The sequence below is a fragment of the Treponema denticola genome, from assembly GCF_024181605.1.
Classification (GTDB): Bacteria; Spirochaetota; Spirochaetia; order Treponematales; family Treponemataceae; genus Treponema_B; species Treponema_B denticola_B.
This window is the reverse complement of sequence record NZ_CP054477.1, coordinates 1,677,360-1,693,291: the sequence shown is the minus strand read 5'-3', so window position 1 is coordinate 1,693,291 and position 15,932 is coordinate 1,677,360. Positions and strand designations below refer to the sequence as shown.

Genomic DNA, 15,932 nt, shown 5'->3' with positions numbered 1-15,932 from the left:
TTAAAACCGTGCTGTTTTAGCCCTCCTTTTTTCCAAAAAGATATTAAAAATCAATATTAAAAACATCATAATAGGGAACCAATCCTTATATGAGGCATAAAATGTTTTTTTGTGTTCATAAACAGGAACTTCCGTATAAAGGGATTCTGCTTTGAAGAGGGGTAGGCTTGCAATAACATTTCCTTTAGGGTCTACAACTACAGAGTAGCCTGAATTGGTTGAGCGTACCAAGGTCGTTCTAAGCTCTATGGCTCTAAAATGGGCTACTACAAAATGCTGATATTCGGCACTCTTTGTTTTAGACCAAGAGTCATTTGTTATGTTTATAAGCACTTCGCTTCCCGCATTGTGTAAATTAAGGCAGACTGCAGGAAAGGCATCTTCAAAGCATATGGGAACCGTAAAATTGACCGTCTTTCCTTCCGAATTTTTGATACTGAATACCTTATATTCGGTTCCCGGATTCCAGCCTGAAGAAAAGCCGACCAGTTTATCAAAAAAACGGACAACAAGGGGGTTGTCTATAAAGGGAATGTACTCGGCAAAGGGTACGAGTTGAGTTTTTGAATAAATATCTACGATATTTCCATCAGAAGATAAAAGATAGGCTGCATTATATTGCTTTTTTCCGTCTACGTAAGGAGAACCTACTATGATGGGAGTATCCGTATCGGCTAAAAACCGGCTAAAAGGGTCATCGTACGGGATAAATCCGTAAAAATCCTCGTTGTCTTTGTAAGGAACCGGCATTGAAGATTCGCTCCAAACGATAAGATCAGGCTTTTTGTTTGCGGAGAAGATTGCTTTGCGGCTTAAAAGTTGGGAAGTTTTTATGTTTTCTTCAAATTGGGTGTTATCCCATGGGTCGGTATTTTGCTGAACAATTACGGTGTTTAAAAAAGCTTCCGGCTTCATTTCTGCCGACAGCATTTTGATTCCGTAAATGTTTATAATTAAAACCAAAAAGGCTGTAAAAATCAGGGGGCTTTTAATTTCGGTTAAGCCTTTAAAAAAGGCCTTTGAATTTGCCGAGTACGCATATAGTTGCAAGGCTTCGCCTAAGCAGGCTGCAATAAGGGGGACGATAAAAGAAAGGCCCCAAACTCCCGTTATATCTACAAACTGAATAAATGCTTTTAGGTTAAAGCAGATCATCGGGGCTGTTCCCCAAGGATAGGCCAAAAAGCCTGTAGATTTGGAAATTTCCCAAAGCATCCAAACCGAGGCAAAGAAAAACGGGCGTAAATTTTTCTTTTTTTGAAGACCATGATACATCAAAAAGCCGAATGGCATAGCCATAAAAAAATATGCAAGGGTACTGGCTCCAAGCGTAAATATTGCAAAATCTTCAAAAAATGCAAGCCAAAAACTTGACATCAAATGAACAAAAGAAACAAAAAAACCGTACAAAAATGCCGCTCTTTTATGTGAGCCGCAGTTAAGAAGTGCATAGTATACTAAAACTAATCCTGAAAAACCTGCAAGAGCGGAGCCGAAATTTAAAATTTCGTTGGGGATTCCTAGAGAAAATAGAGCAGAGGACATAAAAATAGTTAAAAAAGATAAAAAAAATCGCATATTTACACATCTATTTAATCATTTTTATTGAAAAATTTCAATATAACGAGTATTATATATTTATGCAAAAAATAGTTACATTTCATATTGACGAATATGGAGATGAACCTGAAGTATGTGCTGCCGCTCCGGGGCGGTTTCATCTTCTAGGTGAACATACATGGTTTGCACAAGGAAATACTCTTTCCATGAGCATTAATCACTATTTGTATGTCTGTGCATCAAGGCGCAGCGATAATAACTTTAGGCTGTTTTCGATTTCGCTTAATGAGCGGAAAAAAATATCTTATTCCGGTCTAAGGTATAAGCGAGAAGATCGATGGGCTAATGCGGTTAAGGCCGTTATTTCGGCATTTAATGACTTCGGACATCATATTTCCGGCTTAAATTTTACTATTTTGTCGGAAATACCTGCGGATGCGGGCTTGGGAACTCCCAACGCCCTTAAGACCGCTACCGCACTTATATTGCGAAAGATGTTTGCGCCGAAACTTACAAAAAGCGATTTGGTAGATATTCTTGAACATGCAAATGTTCAACATTTAAATACCTATGCTCATAGAGCGGATATTCTATGTGCTCTTTTTGCAAAGTCGAATCACTGTGTGCGTACCGACCATCGAAAAAAAACTGCCGATATTTATCCTTTTCCAATCGAAGGGCATTCTATCGTATTGACGGATTCCCGTGTACCGCGCATAATTGCCCGCGAAGAGTTGACGGCCAGATTGGACGAATGTGTAGAAGCCTATGAGCTGGTAAAAAAACAGCCGGATATGCCGAAAAATATGATGCATTTGACCGAAAAAATGCTTGAAGAAATCGATATCCCAGAATCGGTGAGGAGACGGGTTACCTATATTATCAGAGAATCTTTAAGTGTTGATGAAGCTGTGGACGCCTTAAAGCGTAAAGATAATATTATGCTTTCACGTATCTTAAACCGCTCGCATGATGGGCTTAGAGACCGCTTTGAAATTTCCTGTCCAGAATTGGACTGGCTGGTAAAGCGCTCCCTTGAATTTATGGAACCTTCGGTAACTAATCTCGTGTGCTCGAGAATGACGGGAAAGGGTTTCGGCGGCTGTACTTATACTATTCTTAAAGATGCAGATGCAAAGGCTTATATAGAAAAAGTTGGAGATTACGAAAGAATTTTCGGATTTAAACCTTTGATATACAGGGCTAAGCCTACAGGTTCTGCAAGAACCTTTTAATAAGGGTTTTAAAATTAGTGAATTTTTAAGTATCTTTCTCTGCTATTGTGTAAAAAGTTTTTTTTCTGTATAATTTGAAAAAAGGGGAGGGTTTCATGTATTCCGAATTAAAAGAGGGTGTAAACCTATATAACAAAAAAGACTATCAAGAAGCTTTAGTTTTCTTTTTAAGTGTAAGCACTGAAGATGCTCTTATAAAAATCGAAATAAACTATTATATAGGTCTAATATATTCCCGCTTGTCGGAGTATGAACAGGCTCTTGAATATCTTGAGCAGGTAGTAACTGCGAGCAAGGATATTGCAAAGGTTTATCAATGCAGATTGATTTTAGCCTTTATCTATGCAAATACGGGACGAACCAGACTTGCGGAGTTTGAGCTTTCAAAACTTATCGAAGCCGGTTATGAGTCGGTACAGGTCTTTTCTTCATTGGCTTATGTTTATTATGAGCATCAGGAAATCGAAAAGGCCATCGACTATTACGAAAAAGCCTTAAAAGCCGCTCCCGAAAACAGCACGGCCCTAAACGGCCTGGCCTATATTTTAGCCGAAACGGATAGGGATTTGACACGCTCATTGCTCCTCTGCAAAAAAGCCGTAGAAAAACAGCCTGAAAATCCGGCTTATTTGGATTCGATGGCTCTAATTTACCACAAAATGGATCTCCCTTCGGAAGCTGAATCCTGTATTACTCGAGCTAAAGAAAAATTACCCGATAATAAGATTATACTCAAACACTTTGAAATGATAAGTTCTGATGCACGGGAGGCTTAAGATGAAGTTCGGTATAAAATGTCGCATATTTGTTTTTATAAGCTTAATCTTATTTACTCTTCCTATTTTTTCACAGGATAGGAATTTTACCGATAAGCCGTCCTCGTCGGATAAGAGAGTTGCTTCCGAAGAATTTAGACGGGGTGTTCAAGCCTATTACCGAGGAACCTTTAATGAGGCCATCCTTTTATTCGAAAAAGCTCTTTCTTATCTGCCTGATGAGTCCTTAATTTTAGATTGGCTTGGAAAGGCCTATTACAGCTCCGGTGTTGAAGGCGCAGCCCTGACTCAGTGGGAATCGGCCGAGGCAGCAGGTTACGGCGGAATGCTTTTAAAAAACAAGATAGAAATTCTAAAAGAATCGAGGAGCCTTACTCCCTATTCTTCAGATAATATAAAGTATGTGGAAAACTCTTCTTTTAACTCAAAGAACGGCACTGTAGAGCTTTTCCGCCAGCCTCTTTCGATAGCGGCTGTTTCCGACGGTTCATTTTGGATGACGGCTTACGGATCAAACGAGCTTTTGCATTTTAATGTAAACGGTATTATCTTGGATAGAACAAAGGGGCCTATTCAAGGCTTTGACAGGCCTTTCGATGTTATAGCCCTATCGGACGGAAATCTCTTGGTTTCGGAATTTGCCGCCGACAGACTTTCTCTCCTCGATAAAAACGGTTCTTTTATAAAATCTTTCGGAACGAGGGGCCGCGGAAACGGAGAGTTAATAGGCCCTCAGTTTTTAAGTGAAGACGAGTACGGCAATATCTATGTTTGCGATTTTGGGAATGCAAGAATCGTTGTTTTCTCTTCTGCCGGAGAGCCTCTTTTTACCTTTGGAGAAAAAAGCGGTCTTTTCGGGGGCTTTACCGCTCCTTCGGGGATAGCTGTAGTTGACGGGCTTGTCTATGTTGCCGATGCGGTAAAGGGAGCCGTCTATACCTTTGATACGGCGGGTAACTTTGTTCAATCTCTCTTGCCTGAAAAAAGCTTAAAGCAAATAGAATCCCTTAGGGAATGGAACGGCAATTTGGTTGCTTCTGCAGGGAATAAGGCTTACCTTATAGATATTGCTTTTTCGACTGTAAGCGAGTTGACGAGTTTGGGAAATGCCCCTACAAAGATTACGGCAGCGGTTCCCGATGTAAACGGAAGTCTTCTTTTAATAGACCATAAAAATCAAACGGTAGAAATAACTTCAAGAATAAATGAATTGGCCGGCGGCCTTTTTGTATTGATAAAAAAAGTTTATTCAGATAAATTCCCCGAAGTTTTGGTTGAAGTAAGCGTACAAAACCGCGATGGCAAACAGATTGTAGGTTTGACTCAAGATAACTTTATAATCACGGAGGGAAACAGGCCTGTTGCCGATTATTCTCTGACCGGATCTTCCTATCTTAATAAAACTTGCGACATAGCCGTCATTGTTGAAAGATCTCCCGATTCTATAAAAGAAAAGGCCTTAATAGAGGCTTCCTTAAAGGAAATTGCGGAAGCAATGCAGGGCAGGGGAAAGATAAGTCTTATTTCCGCCTCATCTATTCCCTCTCTTGAGGGAAAATTTTCGCCTGCCGATTTGATAACCCTGCCTAACCGCATAAAGGCTCCGGCCTCGCCCGACTGGAAATTCGATTTAGCCTTGAGGCTTGCCGTAGGGGATCTGATAAATGCCGAACAAAAAAGAGCCGTTCTTTTTTTGAATTTCAGCGATCCTAATTCGGATAATTTTAAGCAGTATAATTTAAATGACCTTGCTTCATACATGAAAAATAACAATATACGTTTTTATCCGATTAGTTTAAAAAAGGGAGCTCCTGCTTCCGAAATGAGTTATCTTGCAAAAAAGACGGGCGGCAAAACCTCATACATCTATGCCGAAAGAGGCTTAAAACCTCTTATTGATGATATTATCGAAAAGCCCTTGGGAATGTACCAGCTGAAATATACTTCTACTATGTCAACAGACTTCGGTAGGTCATTTTTACCCGTAGAAGTAGAAGTACAGCTTTTGGAAAGATCAGGACGAGATGAAATAGGATACTTTGCTCCCTTGGAGTAGAAATCAATAGGGCTGTTTCTTTGTTCTTTCCGGATTGATATAAACGTCCATCTGCGGGAAGGGAATATTTATTTCGGCTTCTTCAAAGAGTTCGGCTATAAGTTTAAAAATAGAATTTTTTATAACAAGAAAATCTTCATTTTTTCCCCAAGCATAAAAAGCAACTTCAATACCGGAATCTGCATAAGCCGACCAGAAAATAAATGGTTCCGGGCTTTTTAGAATTTGAGGCACTCGGTTTGGGATTTCCATTAAAACGGATTCCACTTTTTCCATATCGCTGCCGTATGCAACGCTTATCTTTGTTTCAATTCTCCTTATCGGGAGGCTTGAGTAGTTTATCAGGTTTCCCTTGATGACTACCTCATTCGGAATACGCACTATGTTTCCGTCAAGGGTTTTTACCCTGATAGCCATAAAGTCAATCGATTCTACATTTCCCGTTATGTCTCCAAGCTGGATACGGTCGCCTACCTTAAAGGCTTTTTCGGCAAGGACAAAGAAGCCTGAAATTATATTAGACACCGAGGTTTGGGCTGCAAAACCTATGGCAACACCGGCAATACCTGCGGCGCCTACAAAGGCATTTATATTTATACCGAGCTTTTTGAATATCGTCATCAAGATAACGGCCAGACAGGTGTATTGAAGAATTTTTGTTATCAGGTTTTGAATTGCAGGACTTACCTTGTTCTCCGTAAATTTTTTAAGCGATTTAATTATAATTTTAAAAAAGATGTATGTTATTAAAATTATCCCCAAAAAGGACAATATGGATATAAAAGAGGGCAGGGTAAAGTTTTCTTTAACAAAAGTTTGTATTTGTTCTAAGCTTATGTTCATTTTTTTAATCTATCAAATTTTGTGTAAACTTCCAAGAGGTAGACAAAGCCTTACATTTATAGTATAAAATCATATGAAGTACGGTATTTCTGCTATAGCATTTGACATTGACGGTACGCTTTATCCTTCATGGCGCTTTAATTTACGTATAATTCCTTTTCTTTTAAAGCACTTTAATTTTATGTCTGCTTTTAACAAGACCCGAAAAGATATAAGGCTTTGGCAGAAAAAGAATCCCGATAAAGTTTTAAGCAACTTTTTTGATTTTCAAGCCGGAATCTTGGCAAAACACGCAGGAAGAAATAAGGAAGATGTTAAAAATTTTTTGGAAACGGAAGTTTATGAGGGCTGGAAAAGACGTTTTGCAAGGATAAAACCTTACTTTTTTGTAAGGGAATCTATAGAGGAATTTAAAAGATGCGGGCTCAAAATAGCCCTTCTTTCGGACTTTTTACCGGAACAAAAAAATGATGTATGGGGGATTTTACCCCTTTGTGATGCTGCTTTCGGGACAGAGGCTATAGGGGCATTAAAACCTTCTCCTCTCCCCTTTAAAAGGTTGGCGGAAGCCCTTGATCTGCCTTGCGATAAGATTCTCTATGTAGGAAATAACCTCAGATACGATGTTGCAGGGGCCAAGGCAGCAGGAATGCATACTGCCTGCATAAAGAGCAGGTTATTTATCTTACTTAAAAAGGTTTTTGCTCAAAAAGATAATGAAAAACCGGATATTTATTTTTCAAACTATCGCCAATTATTGAAATTTGTGATATAATTTGATATTATATATAAGCGTATATAAGCGTAAAAAAAGGGTGGGAATTTATAATGAATGATATTTTATTCAATCTTATAACATTGGTAATTTGTATAGGTGTTATTATTGCTTTTAGACAAAGCGATAAAAATAACCGATCCATCGAAAAAGCAAAAAAATACGGAGATAAAATAAAGGAAGATCTCGAAGCTTTTGTAAATGAAAAAAATTCTACTTTAAGCGATCTTTCCACGGAATTGGGAGTGCAGCAAAGTAAGGCTATTGCTACAGTAAAGCGACTTGATGACCTCCGTGCCATGTTTTTAGAACAAACCGAAACGGTAGAAGCGCGTGCTTCCGCCATTCAGGATATTGACAGATATATTACTGAATCAGGACAAACAATTCAAAAACTTATGGATATGACGGCCTTGGCAGAAAAAAATCTAATGGAAATTACAAGGGAAGCGGATTTTGTCGATTCTCTTGCAAAATCGATTAACGCTGCAAGGGCTCAGCTGAATAATCTTACTGAAAGTATTCCGGAATTAAAACAAAATTTTGCGGCCGAAGCCGATGCTAAATTAAGCGAATATAAAAGCAAAATATTGGATGAAATGGGCCTTGTAATCAATGATGTTGAGAACCGCCTTGCCTCGGCTCAAAGGGATACGGGCGAACTCTTGGAAGTAACATCAATTAAGCTCCAAGATTTATATAAAGAAGCCTATAATTCTGCAGCAGACAAGGCAGGTGCCCTTCAGGAAGCTGCCTTTGCTAAGTTAAAGGAAGAAACTGCAGAAAGGGTTCAAAGCTACCGCAAAGAATTTGAAGAGACCGCTGCAGAGATTGAAGCTCAGATGGATGACAATTTAAACCGGACAAGGCAGATGGCCTCCGAATTTAAAACGGAGTGGGAAACTCAGGCAAAGGACTATCTTGCTCAAATGCAGTCGGATTTTTCACAGACCGAAGAAAATATTTCTTTACGAATAAATTCCATATCCGAAAGATTGAAGGAAGCTGAGGATTCAGTTTCGGTACGCTCGGATGCTCTTTCTTCCGATTTAAGTCAAACGGAAGCTACGATGCGTTCTCAATTTAATTCTCTTGCTGCCAATTTTCAAGATAACGTAAATTCTCTTTCTAAATTTACGGATAAAAAATTGAATGAATTTAAGATTCAAACTGAAGAAAGGTTTAGCAAATTTGAAAAGGCTATTGAAAACGTCGACAGCTTAAAAGAAGAAATCGAAAAATCTCAAGCCCTTATTAAAAATGAAATGACGGCAGAATTCTCCTCTTACGTAAACGCAGCCAAGCAAAATCAGCAAAACTTTTTTAACGACTTTGCTGCTAATTCCGAAAAAATACGCGAGCGGATAAAGACTATAGATGCCGGTATCGATGATTTAAAAGCAAAGGCCTATGCAAATGTTTCGGAAAAACTAAAAATGTTTGAGGACGACTTCTTTGCGGATCTTGCAAAGAGGAGCGAGGCTATTAATCTCAGCTTCGACCAGTGGAAAGATGATGTTTCTGCCAACATGACTCTTCTTGCTTCTGAAAACGAATCGGCAAGGAAAGATTTGGAAGAAAAATATAAGGCAGAGCTGCGTGTAAGGCTCGGTCAGGCAGCCGAAGAATATAAGGCTCTTTTTGCAAAACTGGATGAAAAGGTCAAAGATGTTGAAGCCGGTTTAAATTCACGGGTTTCTGCAATGGACGGCACTGTAGAACAATATATAGAATCTTTCCGTGCAGATGTAGATCAGATAAAAGCAAAGGCTTCTCAGCAGCTTGAAAACGAACTTGCTTCATATAAGGAGCAGGTTCGAGAGGCTGTATCCAATCAAAATGCAGAGCTTGAAAACACTTCAAAGGGCCTGCAAGAAAGACTCCTTTCTATCAGAGAAGAATCGGAAGCCAAGTTTGAAACAATTAAAAAGGATTTTGAAACTTGGAAAAGCCGCACGGATCAGCAGTTTACGGATGCCCGCTCATTCTTTGATGAGAAGATTACAAACTTTGCCGGTTTAACGGAAAATGGCATTAAAAATCTTGATGCCAAGTACAATGCTCAGTACAAGGATTTTATTGCAAAGAGCGGGGATGCCTTTAACGGTATTCAGGCTAAGCTTAATGCGGTTGATGCTAAGGTTGCATCTGCAAATAAGGCCATTGATGAACATGCTTCCGAAGTTACAACCCGCTTTAATGCTGAAGCAGAAAAACTTAATGAAGTTATCAACAAAAGAATTCAGGATGCCGCTTCTGAGGCAGAGCAGTCGGTGCAGGGTATCAATGATATGATTCTTGAAGTAAGAAGCCGCCTTGATGAAACTCAAGAAAAGGTTCGCGAAAAGATTCAAGCCGATGCAGACCGCCTGAATTCGCTTATAGAAGAAATAGATAAAAAACAAAATGACTTTATTACACAAACCAAGGTCTTTGAAAGGGCTGATGAATTAAAAGAAGGTTTGGAAAAAGACATTGCTTCTCTTAAAAATGAGGTTACTAAATTTGAAGTTTACAGAAACGCAATGGAGGATCTGTCTCTTCAATATGATAAGGTTACTCATTTGGAAGAGGAAGCAAAACAAAAAGTCAGCCGCTTTATGAATGAGCGCAAAAATATTGAGCTTCTTGAAGGCGAGTTTATAAAGCTTAATACTCTTTCCGACTCTATGGACAAAAAAATTATCGAGCTTACTGCCGTAAATGATGACTTACAGCAATACCAAGTTCAAATCAGAAAACTTGAAGAAGGTATCGGTGATGTAAACACCCGCTATGAAAGGCTTGAGAAAAAAGAAGCCGTATTAAATCAAACTCTTGAAAGCATTGATTCCGCTTTTGAAAATTTAAAAACTCTTGAGTCGGATATTAAACAATTTAAGACTGAGGTAAGTGTAATCCCTCCTGAGATGGAAAAGATAAAGGTAACGCTTGAAACTCTTTTATCAAATCAGGGCAGGGCAGAAGCCGTTTGCGAAAAGATTGAAAGCGTAGATTCTACATTGGAAGAGTTGAATTCCAAGATGGATAACCTAAAACAGGCCAGAAGCTGGCTTGCCGCTACCGAAACCAGATTAAAAGAAATTTCCGACGAGTCGGAAGCTCAGCTAAAGCTGATGGCGGACCTTTTTAAGGGCGAAAAACCCGAAAGGAACGAAAGTGGAAGTCCGTCATTAAATGTGCAAGAAAACGTACTAAAATTGTCCCGCCAAGGCTGGAAAAACAACGAGATTGCAAAGGCTTTAAATTTATCTCTCGGGGAAGTAGATCTTATTCTTGAGTATGCCGACAAAAGATAAGGCATGAGGCAAGGGCGGCAACGGCCTTGCCTTTTCCTATTATTCCTATGCCTTCTCCGGTTTTTGCTTTTATAAAAATTTGCTCTTTTTCTATTTTTAAAATATTTGCAATTGATTTTCTTATTTCTTCTCTGAAGGGGAGGATTTTTGGTTCTTCGATTATTATTACGCAGTCAATGTTTTGGATTTTCCATCCTGCTTCGCTTATTTTTTTCCAGACTGTTGATAAGAGTTCTGCAGAATTTGCATCCTTCCACTTTTTATCGCTTGGCGGAAAAAACTCTCCTATGTCTCCCATACCGCAGGCTCCAAGGAGGGCATCTGTAATAGCATGAAGGAGTACATCTCCATCGGAGTGGGCTTTTTCCCCTTTTTTAAAGGGAATATGAACGCCTCCTATCATAAGTTTTTTTCCCCTAACTAAGCGGTGTAAGTCGTAGCCTAGACCTGTCCTCATTTTATATCTTCCTTAAAGGTTATTTTTTTGTTGGATACTTCTCCCGTGCAGATAAAAACATCTCCGGCAAATTCTGCATAAATCTCACTATCGTCGGTATAGTCTTTTTCGTTATCGGCGGCATTTTTGTGGGCAGACAGGATTTTTTCAAAGTTAAAGCCTTGAGGGGTTTGTACCGAATATACGGAGCTTCTTTTAAGATGTTGGGTTATTTTTCCGGATTTGTCGGCGATTTTTTGCGTATCAACGGCTTGATAACCTGGAATTACCGCTTCATGTTTTTTTACTGAAGAACAAATGCCTTTTATAAGTTCAGGGCTGATCCATGGGCGGGCTCCGTCATGGATTAAAACATATTTAAAATCTTCTTGATATTTTTCTTTAATCTCTTCCAGTTTTATAAGTGCGTTGAAGACTGAAGCTTGTCTTGTATCGGCACCGGAAGTGAGGATTATTTTTGTTTGTCTTCCTGCCAATTCTTCTTCAATTCTTTTATCATTAAAAATTAAATTATTTACAGTAGAAATATCTTTTTCAGGTACGGTAATTACCAATACATTAAATAATTTGGTTTGTAAAAACTTTAAAAGGCATTCGGAGAGAACCGTAACGCCCTCTCCATATTCAGGTAATCTTAAATATTCTTTTTTTGTATTTAAATTCATCCGTTGGGATTTGCCTGCTGCAGTTACTACGGCGGCAAATCCTAAACTTTTAATCGTCCTCATAGTCCGAATCTTCTATGTCATCATCATCCATATCGTCATCGTCAAGTCTTTCATCATCATTTGCGATTAAATCGTCATCATCATATTCATCTTTGAATTTTTCGATTGGGCCGCCGAGCGGTTCAAGGTGCAAGTGTATAGCTGCCTCTACTTCGGTTTTTGTCATCTTTAATGCTGCTGCTATTTCGTCTTGAAAAATTCTATAGGCTGAGTCGTAAAGCTTTCTTTCCTGAATGGGAAGCTCTTTTGTTTTGCTGCGCTGGTAGAGGGAACGTACAACCGAGGCTGTGTCCAAGATTTTTCCGCTTTTAAATAAATCCATATTCATTTGATAGCGGGCCTTCCAATCTATCGGGATAGGTTCAAAATCTTCGGATAGGAATTTGAGGGCGGCTTCAGCTTCTGCCTTTGTTACTATACGCCTTATTCCCAGATTATCGATTCCTGTAATGGGAACTAAGACCGTCATATCCGAATCGGCTAGATAAATAACATAATAGTCTATAACTTCTCCGGCTATCTCTTTTTTGGTGATATCCGTAATAGTACCGACACCCTGACCCGGGTAAACGACAACTTCTTTTGCTGAAAAAACAAATTTCTTACTCATATGTTCGGGCATTATAGCATAAATATCTTTTTTAGTCTACGAGGCGAATTTAGCTGAGTTTAGCTGTACGAAAAGTCGCTGTCTCCGATAAATTCGCGCAATATGGATTGTCCGTGTACAAAGCTGGCCGGAAGAGGTAAAAAGTTTCCTAAAAAGGTTAATAGCCTCGACGCTTCGTTGTATTCTTTTTGGTTCGGCTTTACCGCTTTTAAAAGAGGTTCTGCATAAACCTTTAAGACTGAAAGCTCATAGTCCAGGGCTGTGTTAAAGACCGCATCGGCATTTCCTTGGAAGGGGAAAATATATTTTGATTCTCCGCTTCTTACATCGCCCCACATTCCAATTGTTCTTGAAGCAGGGCTTCCTCTAAACTGGGCATCTCGGACTATACGTCTTATAAGTCTGTTATCCGAGGTCGGAATGCGGTTATGGTCATCCAAATTAAGCTGGGTTAGAGCCGAAAGGTAGACCTTAAATTTTAATGACTCGTCTATTTTTGCCGTAAGCTTATCGTTTAGAGCATGGATTCCTTCAAGTATAAAGATTGTGTTTTTTTCCGGAGTGAACATCTTGCCTTCAGGGCGGCGGCCGCTGACCTTAAAATCGTAGGAAGGCATTTCAACCGTTTCACCTTTAAATAGCCTGAGAAGGACATCGTTTAAAAGCTCAATGTCCAGAGCCTCAACACATTCAAAGTCGGGCCTTCCGTCTTCTTTTTTCGGTGTTTTGGCTATGCCGAGGTAAAAATCGTCAAGGCTTATAACCTTAGGTATGTACCCAAGAACTTTAAGCTGCATTGAAAGTTTTTTAGCCGAGGTTGTCTTTCCTGAACTTGAAGGGCCTGCTATGAGGATTACCCTTGCGGTTTTTTTAGCCGTTATTTTTTTTGCGATTTCGGCAAGTTTATTGTTTTGAAGTATCTCGGTAATTTCTACATAGTCTTTTATTTTTCTTGAGGTAATTAAGTCGTTTAACTGTCCGACAGAAGAAACACCGACCAGTTTTCCCCATTGTTTATATTCTTTATAAATTTCAAAAAGATGGGGGATGTCTTTAAATTCCGAAAGCTTTGTAGGAGATGATGTCCTTGGAAAACGGAGTAAAAAGCCGTCTTCATAGGGCATTACATCAAAGACTTTGACTTCACCTATTCTATCCATGAGGGGCTGAAAATATAGGTCTTCATAGCTGCCTAAACGGTTTATTAAAATTCGGGGTTTACTTGTGTAGTTTAAAAGTCTATGGGTCTCAGGCTGATTTGAGTGTTCGAATTTTTCCAAGGCTTCTTCGTAGGAAAGCCAACGGGTATCGATAGGCATGTCTTGCGCTACCATTTCATCCATTTTTGCCTTTATAGCCTTAAAGTCCACCTTACCTGAATTTTTTCCTTCAAGGGTGTAATAATAGCCGTAATCCAAGCTATGTCCCATTAAAAGCCTTAACTCGGGGTATAGTTCTTTTGCTGCAGCAGCTAAAATCAGACAGAGAGTCCTTCGGTAAAAATTAGAGCCTTCACGGTCGGCTAATGTTACCGGCTCTATATTGGATTGTACATCGATGGTTTTGTTCAAGGGTACTACCAAATTGTTTACTTTTATACCTACAATAGGAGCAGGGCAAGCAGGAAAATATTGTACCAGCTCGCGTGCCGACACCGGATGAACAAATTCTTTTTGAGTTCCGTCAGGAAAAGTTATTTTAAATGAAGCCATAAGACTCTCCTCGAAATTAAATTACAGCTTTTATTATACCATATTTTTTATAAAAGTCCAGCTATTGACTGTTTTTTAAAAGACTGATATTCTTACGTCTTCTATATATTTTATATTTATAAGGATTTATTCTATGAAATTTATTAAAAATTTTACTCTCATTTTATGTTGTGCTTGCTTGTTTTTTGCGTTTACAGCCTGTAAGGACAAAAAAGCGGAAACTGAAGTTTCTTCCGAAAATGGTGCTGCCGATGAAAAAGAAAAAATTTCGGTAACCGAGGAAGAGGTCGGTTATGCCTTCGGCGTTATCATCGCACAAAGTGTAAAGCAAGACGGTATAAAACTCAACCCCAAGCATATTTTAAAGGGCTATAATGAAGCAATGGCCAAAGACTTTAAGGAAACCGGTCTTTCTGATGCTCAGATGGTTTTAAATAAGGCCTTCCAAATGGCTCAGATGGAAAAGGCCGCAAAATCGCTTGAAGAAGCTAATGCCTTTTTAGAAAAAAACAAGGCTAAAGAGGGTGTGATGGTTACCGAATCGGGTTTGCAATATGAAGTTCTTTCAAATGGGAAAGATGATATTCACCCTAATGAAGACGATGAGGTTGAAGTAAATTATATCGGAAAACTTATAGACGAAACTGTTTTTGACGATTCATATAAAAGCGGTTCAAGCGTAAAGATCCAATTATCAAGGGTTATTCCCGGTTGGAAAGAAGGCTTACAGTTGATGAGTGCCGGTGCAAAATACAGACTCTATGTTCCGCCGGCATTGGCTTACGGAGAGCAGGGGATTGTTCAAGGCAGTGCAGTTATAATTCCCGGAAATGCTGTCTTAATCTTTGATATTGAGCTGGTAAATATTTTACCTAAAAAGTAGTACCCGGTAAAAGAAAAAAAAGAGTTTTGCTTAAATGCAAAACTCTTTTTTTTATGCCTTGCTAATTTTTAGCCCTTTCTTCAAGCTTTGCCTTATTCCAAAATTCTTCCATCTTTTTACCATTTTCAGGTAAAAGCTCAAGGCCGTTTTTTTTCATTTCAGCCTCGACAAACCGGAATCGCCTTTCAAATTTTTTATTTGCGTGCATCAAAGCCATTTCGGGATCTATTTTTAAAAAACGGGCGGCATTGACGGCAACAAAGAAGATATCTCCTATTTCGTCTTCAATCTCTGCTTCCGAGCCGGATTTAACGGCTTCGGCAAATTCGGCCGTTTCTTCTTCCATCTTTTTGATAAGGCCGCCGATTTCAGTCCATTCAAAACCGGCTTTTGCTGCCTTTTTTGAAATCTTTAAGGCCTTTAGCATCGGCGGAAAATTTTTAGGGATGGAATCCAAAATTGATTCGGTCTTGGGTCTTTCTATTTTTTCTTTTATGTTTTCCCATTGGTTTAAAACGGATTCGGGAGTCGATGCTTTTTTATCGCTTTCAGGCCCTTCATAGCCTTCCGTTTCCCCGAAAACATGGGGATGCCTTCTTATCAGCTTTTCGGTAAGATTTTTCATAATATCGGCAGTAGAAAAAAGACCTTCTTGTTCGTACATATACGAAATCATCAGTACATTTAAAAGAATATCGCCGAGTTCTTCTTTTACATGCTCGGCCTTTTGTCCGGTACTATGGTGTTCTTCTATTGCGTCAGCTGCCTCATAGGCTTCTTCCAAAAGGGACTTGCGCATACTCATAGGGGTTTGGGCTATATCCCATGGACAGCCTCCCGGCCCCCTTAATCTTTTGATTACATTAAAAAGAGCTTCAAAGCTCTCAATCAGTTGTGAATTTTCCATATGTTATATTATAGCAAAAAGATCTTAGCTAGTTCAAGAGTCGATAATTCCTTGACTTTTTTATTCTTTTTTTGTAATCTTACAAGTGTTA

13 protein-coding genes are annotated in these 15,932 nt (G+C 39.1%); 6 read left to right on the top strand and 7 right to left on the bottom strand.

Annotated elements, in window-relative coordinates; all coding sequences use genetic code 11:
* The gene (gene lnt / locus E4N80_RS07835; protein ID WP_253698656.1) at positions 1-1,578 is read right to left on the bottom strand and encodes an apolipoprotein N-acyltransferase; all 1,578 of its coding nucleotides are present in this window, start codon (positions 1,576-1,578) and stop codon (positions 1-3) included.
* A gap of 62 nt (positions 1,579-1,640) precedes the next feature.
* Here lnt and E4N80_RS07830 point away from each other — a divergent pair, with 62 nt between their 5' ends.
* The 3 genes from E4N80_RS07830 (at position 1,641) to E4N80_RS07820 (ending at position 5,627) form a co-directional block, all read left to right on the top strand.
* Entirely contained in the window at positions 1,641-2,795 is a 1,155-nt protein-coding gene (locus E4N80_RS07830; RefSeq protein WP_253698655.1) for a galactokinase, read from the top strand.
* Between the two features lie 95 nt (positions 2,796-2,890).
* Positions 2,891-3,571: a tetratricopeptide repeat protein gene (locus E4N80_RS07825; protein WP_253698653.1), complete on the top strand. Its 681-nt coding sequence runs from the start codon at positions 2,891-2,893 to the stop codon at positions 3,569-3,571.
* A gap of 1 nt (position 3,572) precedes the next feature.
* The gene (locus E4N80_RS07820; protein WP_253698652.1) at positions 3,573-5,627 is read left to right on the top strand and encodes a hypothetical protein; all 2,055 of its coding nucleotides are present in this window, start codon (positions 3,573-3,575) and stop codon (positions 5,625-5,627) included.
* Positions 5,628-5,630: 3 nt separating this feature from the next.
* Here E4N80_RS07820 and E4N80_RS07815 read toward each other — a convergent pair whose 3' ends face one another.
* Positions 5,631-6,470 (bottom strand): mechanosensitive ion channel family protein, encoded by an 840-nt coding sequence (locus tag E4N80_RS07815; RefSeq protein WP_253698650.1) that lies wholly within the window; start codon positions 6,468-6,470, stop codon positions 5,631-5,633.
* 73 nt (positions 6,471-6,543) lie between these two features.
* Between E4N80_RS07815 and E4N80_RS07810 the strand changes: the two genes are divergently transcribed.
* The gene (locus tag E4N80_RS07810; protein ID WP_253698648.1) at positions 6,544-7,245 is read left to right on the top strand and encodes an HAD family hydrolase; all 702 of its coding nucleotides are present in this window, start codon (positions 6,544-6,546) and stop codon (positions 7,243-7,245) included.
* Between the two features lie 53 nt (positions 7,246-7,298).
* Entirely contained in the window at positions 7,299-10,544 is a 3,246-nt protein-coding gene (locus E4N80_RS07805) for a SpiroCoCo family coiled-coil protein (protein WP_253698646.1), read from the top strand.
* On the opposite strand, the gene ispF is transcribed toward E4N80_RS07805, so the two are convergent.
* From ispF to E4N80_RS07785, 4 genes are read right to left on the bottom strand one after another with little or no spacing between them, the layout of a single operon-like run.
* Positions 10,516-11,001: a 2-C-methyl-D-erythritol 2,4-cyclodiphosphate synthase gene (gene ispF, locus E4N80_RS07800; RefSeq protein ID WP_253698645.1), complete on the bottom strand. Its 486-nt coding sequence runs from the start codon at positions 10,999-11,001 to the stop codon at positions 10,516-10,518. The genes E4N80_RS07805 and ispF overlap by 29 nt on opposite strands.
* Complete coding sequence (locus E4N80_RS07795; protein WP_253698643.1) at positions 10,998-11,729, bottom strand: IspD/TarI family cytidylyltransferase; 732 nt, start codon at positions 11,727-11,729, stop codon at positions 10,998-11,000. The genes ispF and E4N80_RS07795 overlap by 4 nt, the downstream gene beginning before the upstream one ends.
* Positions 11,716-12,339 (bottom strand): CarD family transcriptional regulator, encoded by a 624-nt coding sequence (locus tag E4N80_RS07790; protein WP_253698641.1) that lies wholly within the window; start codon positions 12,337-12,339, stop codon positions 11,716-11,718. The genes E4N80_RS07795 and E4N80_RS07790 overlap by 14 nt, the downstream gene beginning before the upstream one ends.
* A gap of 59 nt (positions 12,340-12,398) precedes the next feature.
* Positions 12,399-14,051: a nucleoside kinase gene (locus E4N80_RS07785; protein WP_253698639.1), complete on the bottom strand. Its 1,653-nt coding sequence runs from the start codon at positions 14,049-14,051 to the stop codon at positions 12,399-12,401.
* A 133-nt stretch (positions 14,052-14,184) separates the two neighbouring features.
* Here E4N80_RS07785 and E4N80_RS07780 point away from each other — a divergent pair, with 133 nt between their 5' ends.
* On the top strand, positions 14,185-14,934 hold the full coding sequence (locus tag E4N80_RS07780; protein WP_253698637.1) for an FKBP-type peptidyl-prolyl cis-trans isomerase: 750 nt from the start codon (positions 14,185-14,187) through the stop codon (positions 14,932-14,934).
* Between the two features lie 61 nt (positions 14,935-14,995).
* Here E4N80_RS07780 and mazG read toward each other — a convergent pair whose 3' ends face one another.
* Positions 14,996-15,841: a nucleoside triphosphate pyrophosphohydrolase gene (gene mazG / locus E4N80_RS07775; RefSeq protein ID WP_253698635.1), complete on the bottom strand. Its 846-nt coding sequence runs from the start codon at positions 15,839-15,841 to the stop codon at positions 14,996-14,998.
* Between the last annotated feature and the right edge of the window lie 91 nt (positions 15,842-15,932).

What these genes read in the sequence shown, in the direction of transcription:
- lnt (WP_253698656.1), bottom strand. Translation starts at nt 1,578, where the DNA reads ATGCGATTTTTTTTATCTTTTTTAACTATTTTTATGTCCTCTGCTCTA.
- E4N80_RS07830 (WP_253698655.1), top strand. Translation starts at nt 1,641, where the DNA reads ATGCAAAAAATAGTTACATTTCATATTGACGAATATGGAGATGAACCT.
- E4N80_RS07825 (WP_253698653.1), top strand. Translation starts at nt 2,891, where the DNA reads ATGTATTCCGAATTAAAAGAGGGTGTAAACCTATATAACAAAAAAGAC.
- E4N80_RS07820 (WP_253698652.1), top strand. Translation starts at nt 3,573, where the DNA reads ATGAAGTTCGGTATAAAATGTCGCATATTTGTTTTTATAAGCTTAATC.
- E4N80_RS07815 (WP_253698650.1), bottom strand. Translation starts at nt 6,470, where the DNA reads ATGAACATAAGCTTAGAACAAATACAAACTTTTGTTAAAGAAAACTTT.
- E4N80_RS07810 (WP_253698648.1), top strand. Translation starts at nt 6,544, where the DNA reads ATGAAGTACGGTATTTCTGCTATAGCATTTGACATTGACGGTACGCTT.
- E4N80_RS07805 (WP_253698646.1), top strand. Translation starts at nt 7,299, where the DNA reads ATGAATGATATTTTATTCAATCTTATAACATTGGTAATTTGTATAGGT.
- ispF (WP_253698645.1), bottom strand. Translation starts at nt 11,001, where the DNA reads ATGAGGACAGGTCTAGGCTACGACTTACACCGCTTAGTTAGGGGAAAA.
- E4N80_RS07795 (WP_253698643.1), bottom strand. Translation starts at nt 11,729, where the DNA reads ATGAGGACGATTAAAAGTTTAGGATTTGCCGCCGTAGTAACTGCAGCA.
- E4N80_RS07790 (WP_253698641.1), bottom strand. Translation starts at nt 12,339, where the DNA reads ATGAGTAAGAAATTTGTTTTTTCAGCAAAAGAAGTTGTCGTTTACCCG.
- E4N80_RS07785 (WP_253698639.1), bottom strand. Translation starts at nt 14,051, where the DNA reads ATGGCTTCATTTAAAATAACTTTTCCTGACGGAACTCAAAAAGAATTT.
- E4N80_RS07780 (WP_253698637.1), top strand. Translation starts at nt 14,185, where the DNA reads ATGAAATTTATTAAAAATTTTACTCTCATTTTATGTTGTGCTTGCTTG.
- mazG (WP_253698635.1), bottom strand. Translation starts at nt 15,841, where the DNA reads ATGGAAAATTCACAACTGATTGAGAGCTTTGAAGCTCTTTTTAATGTA.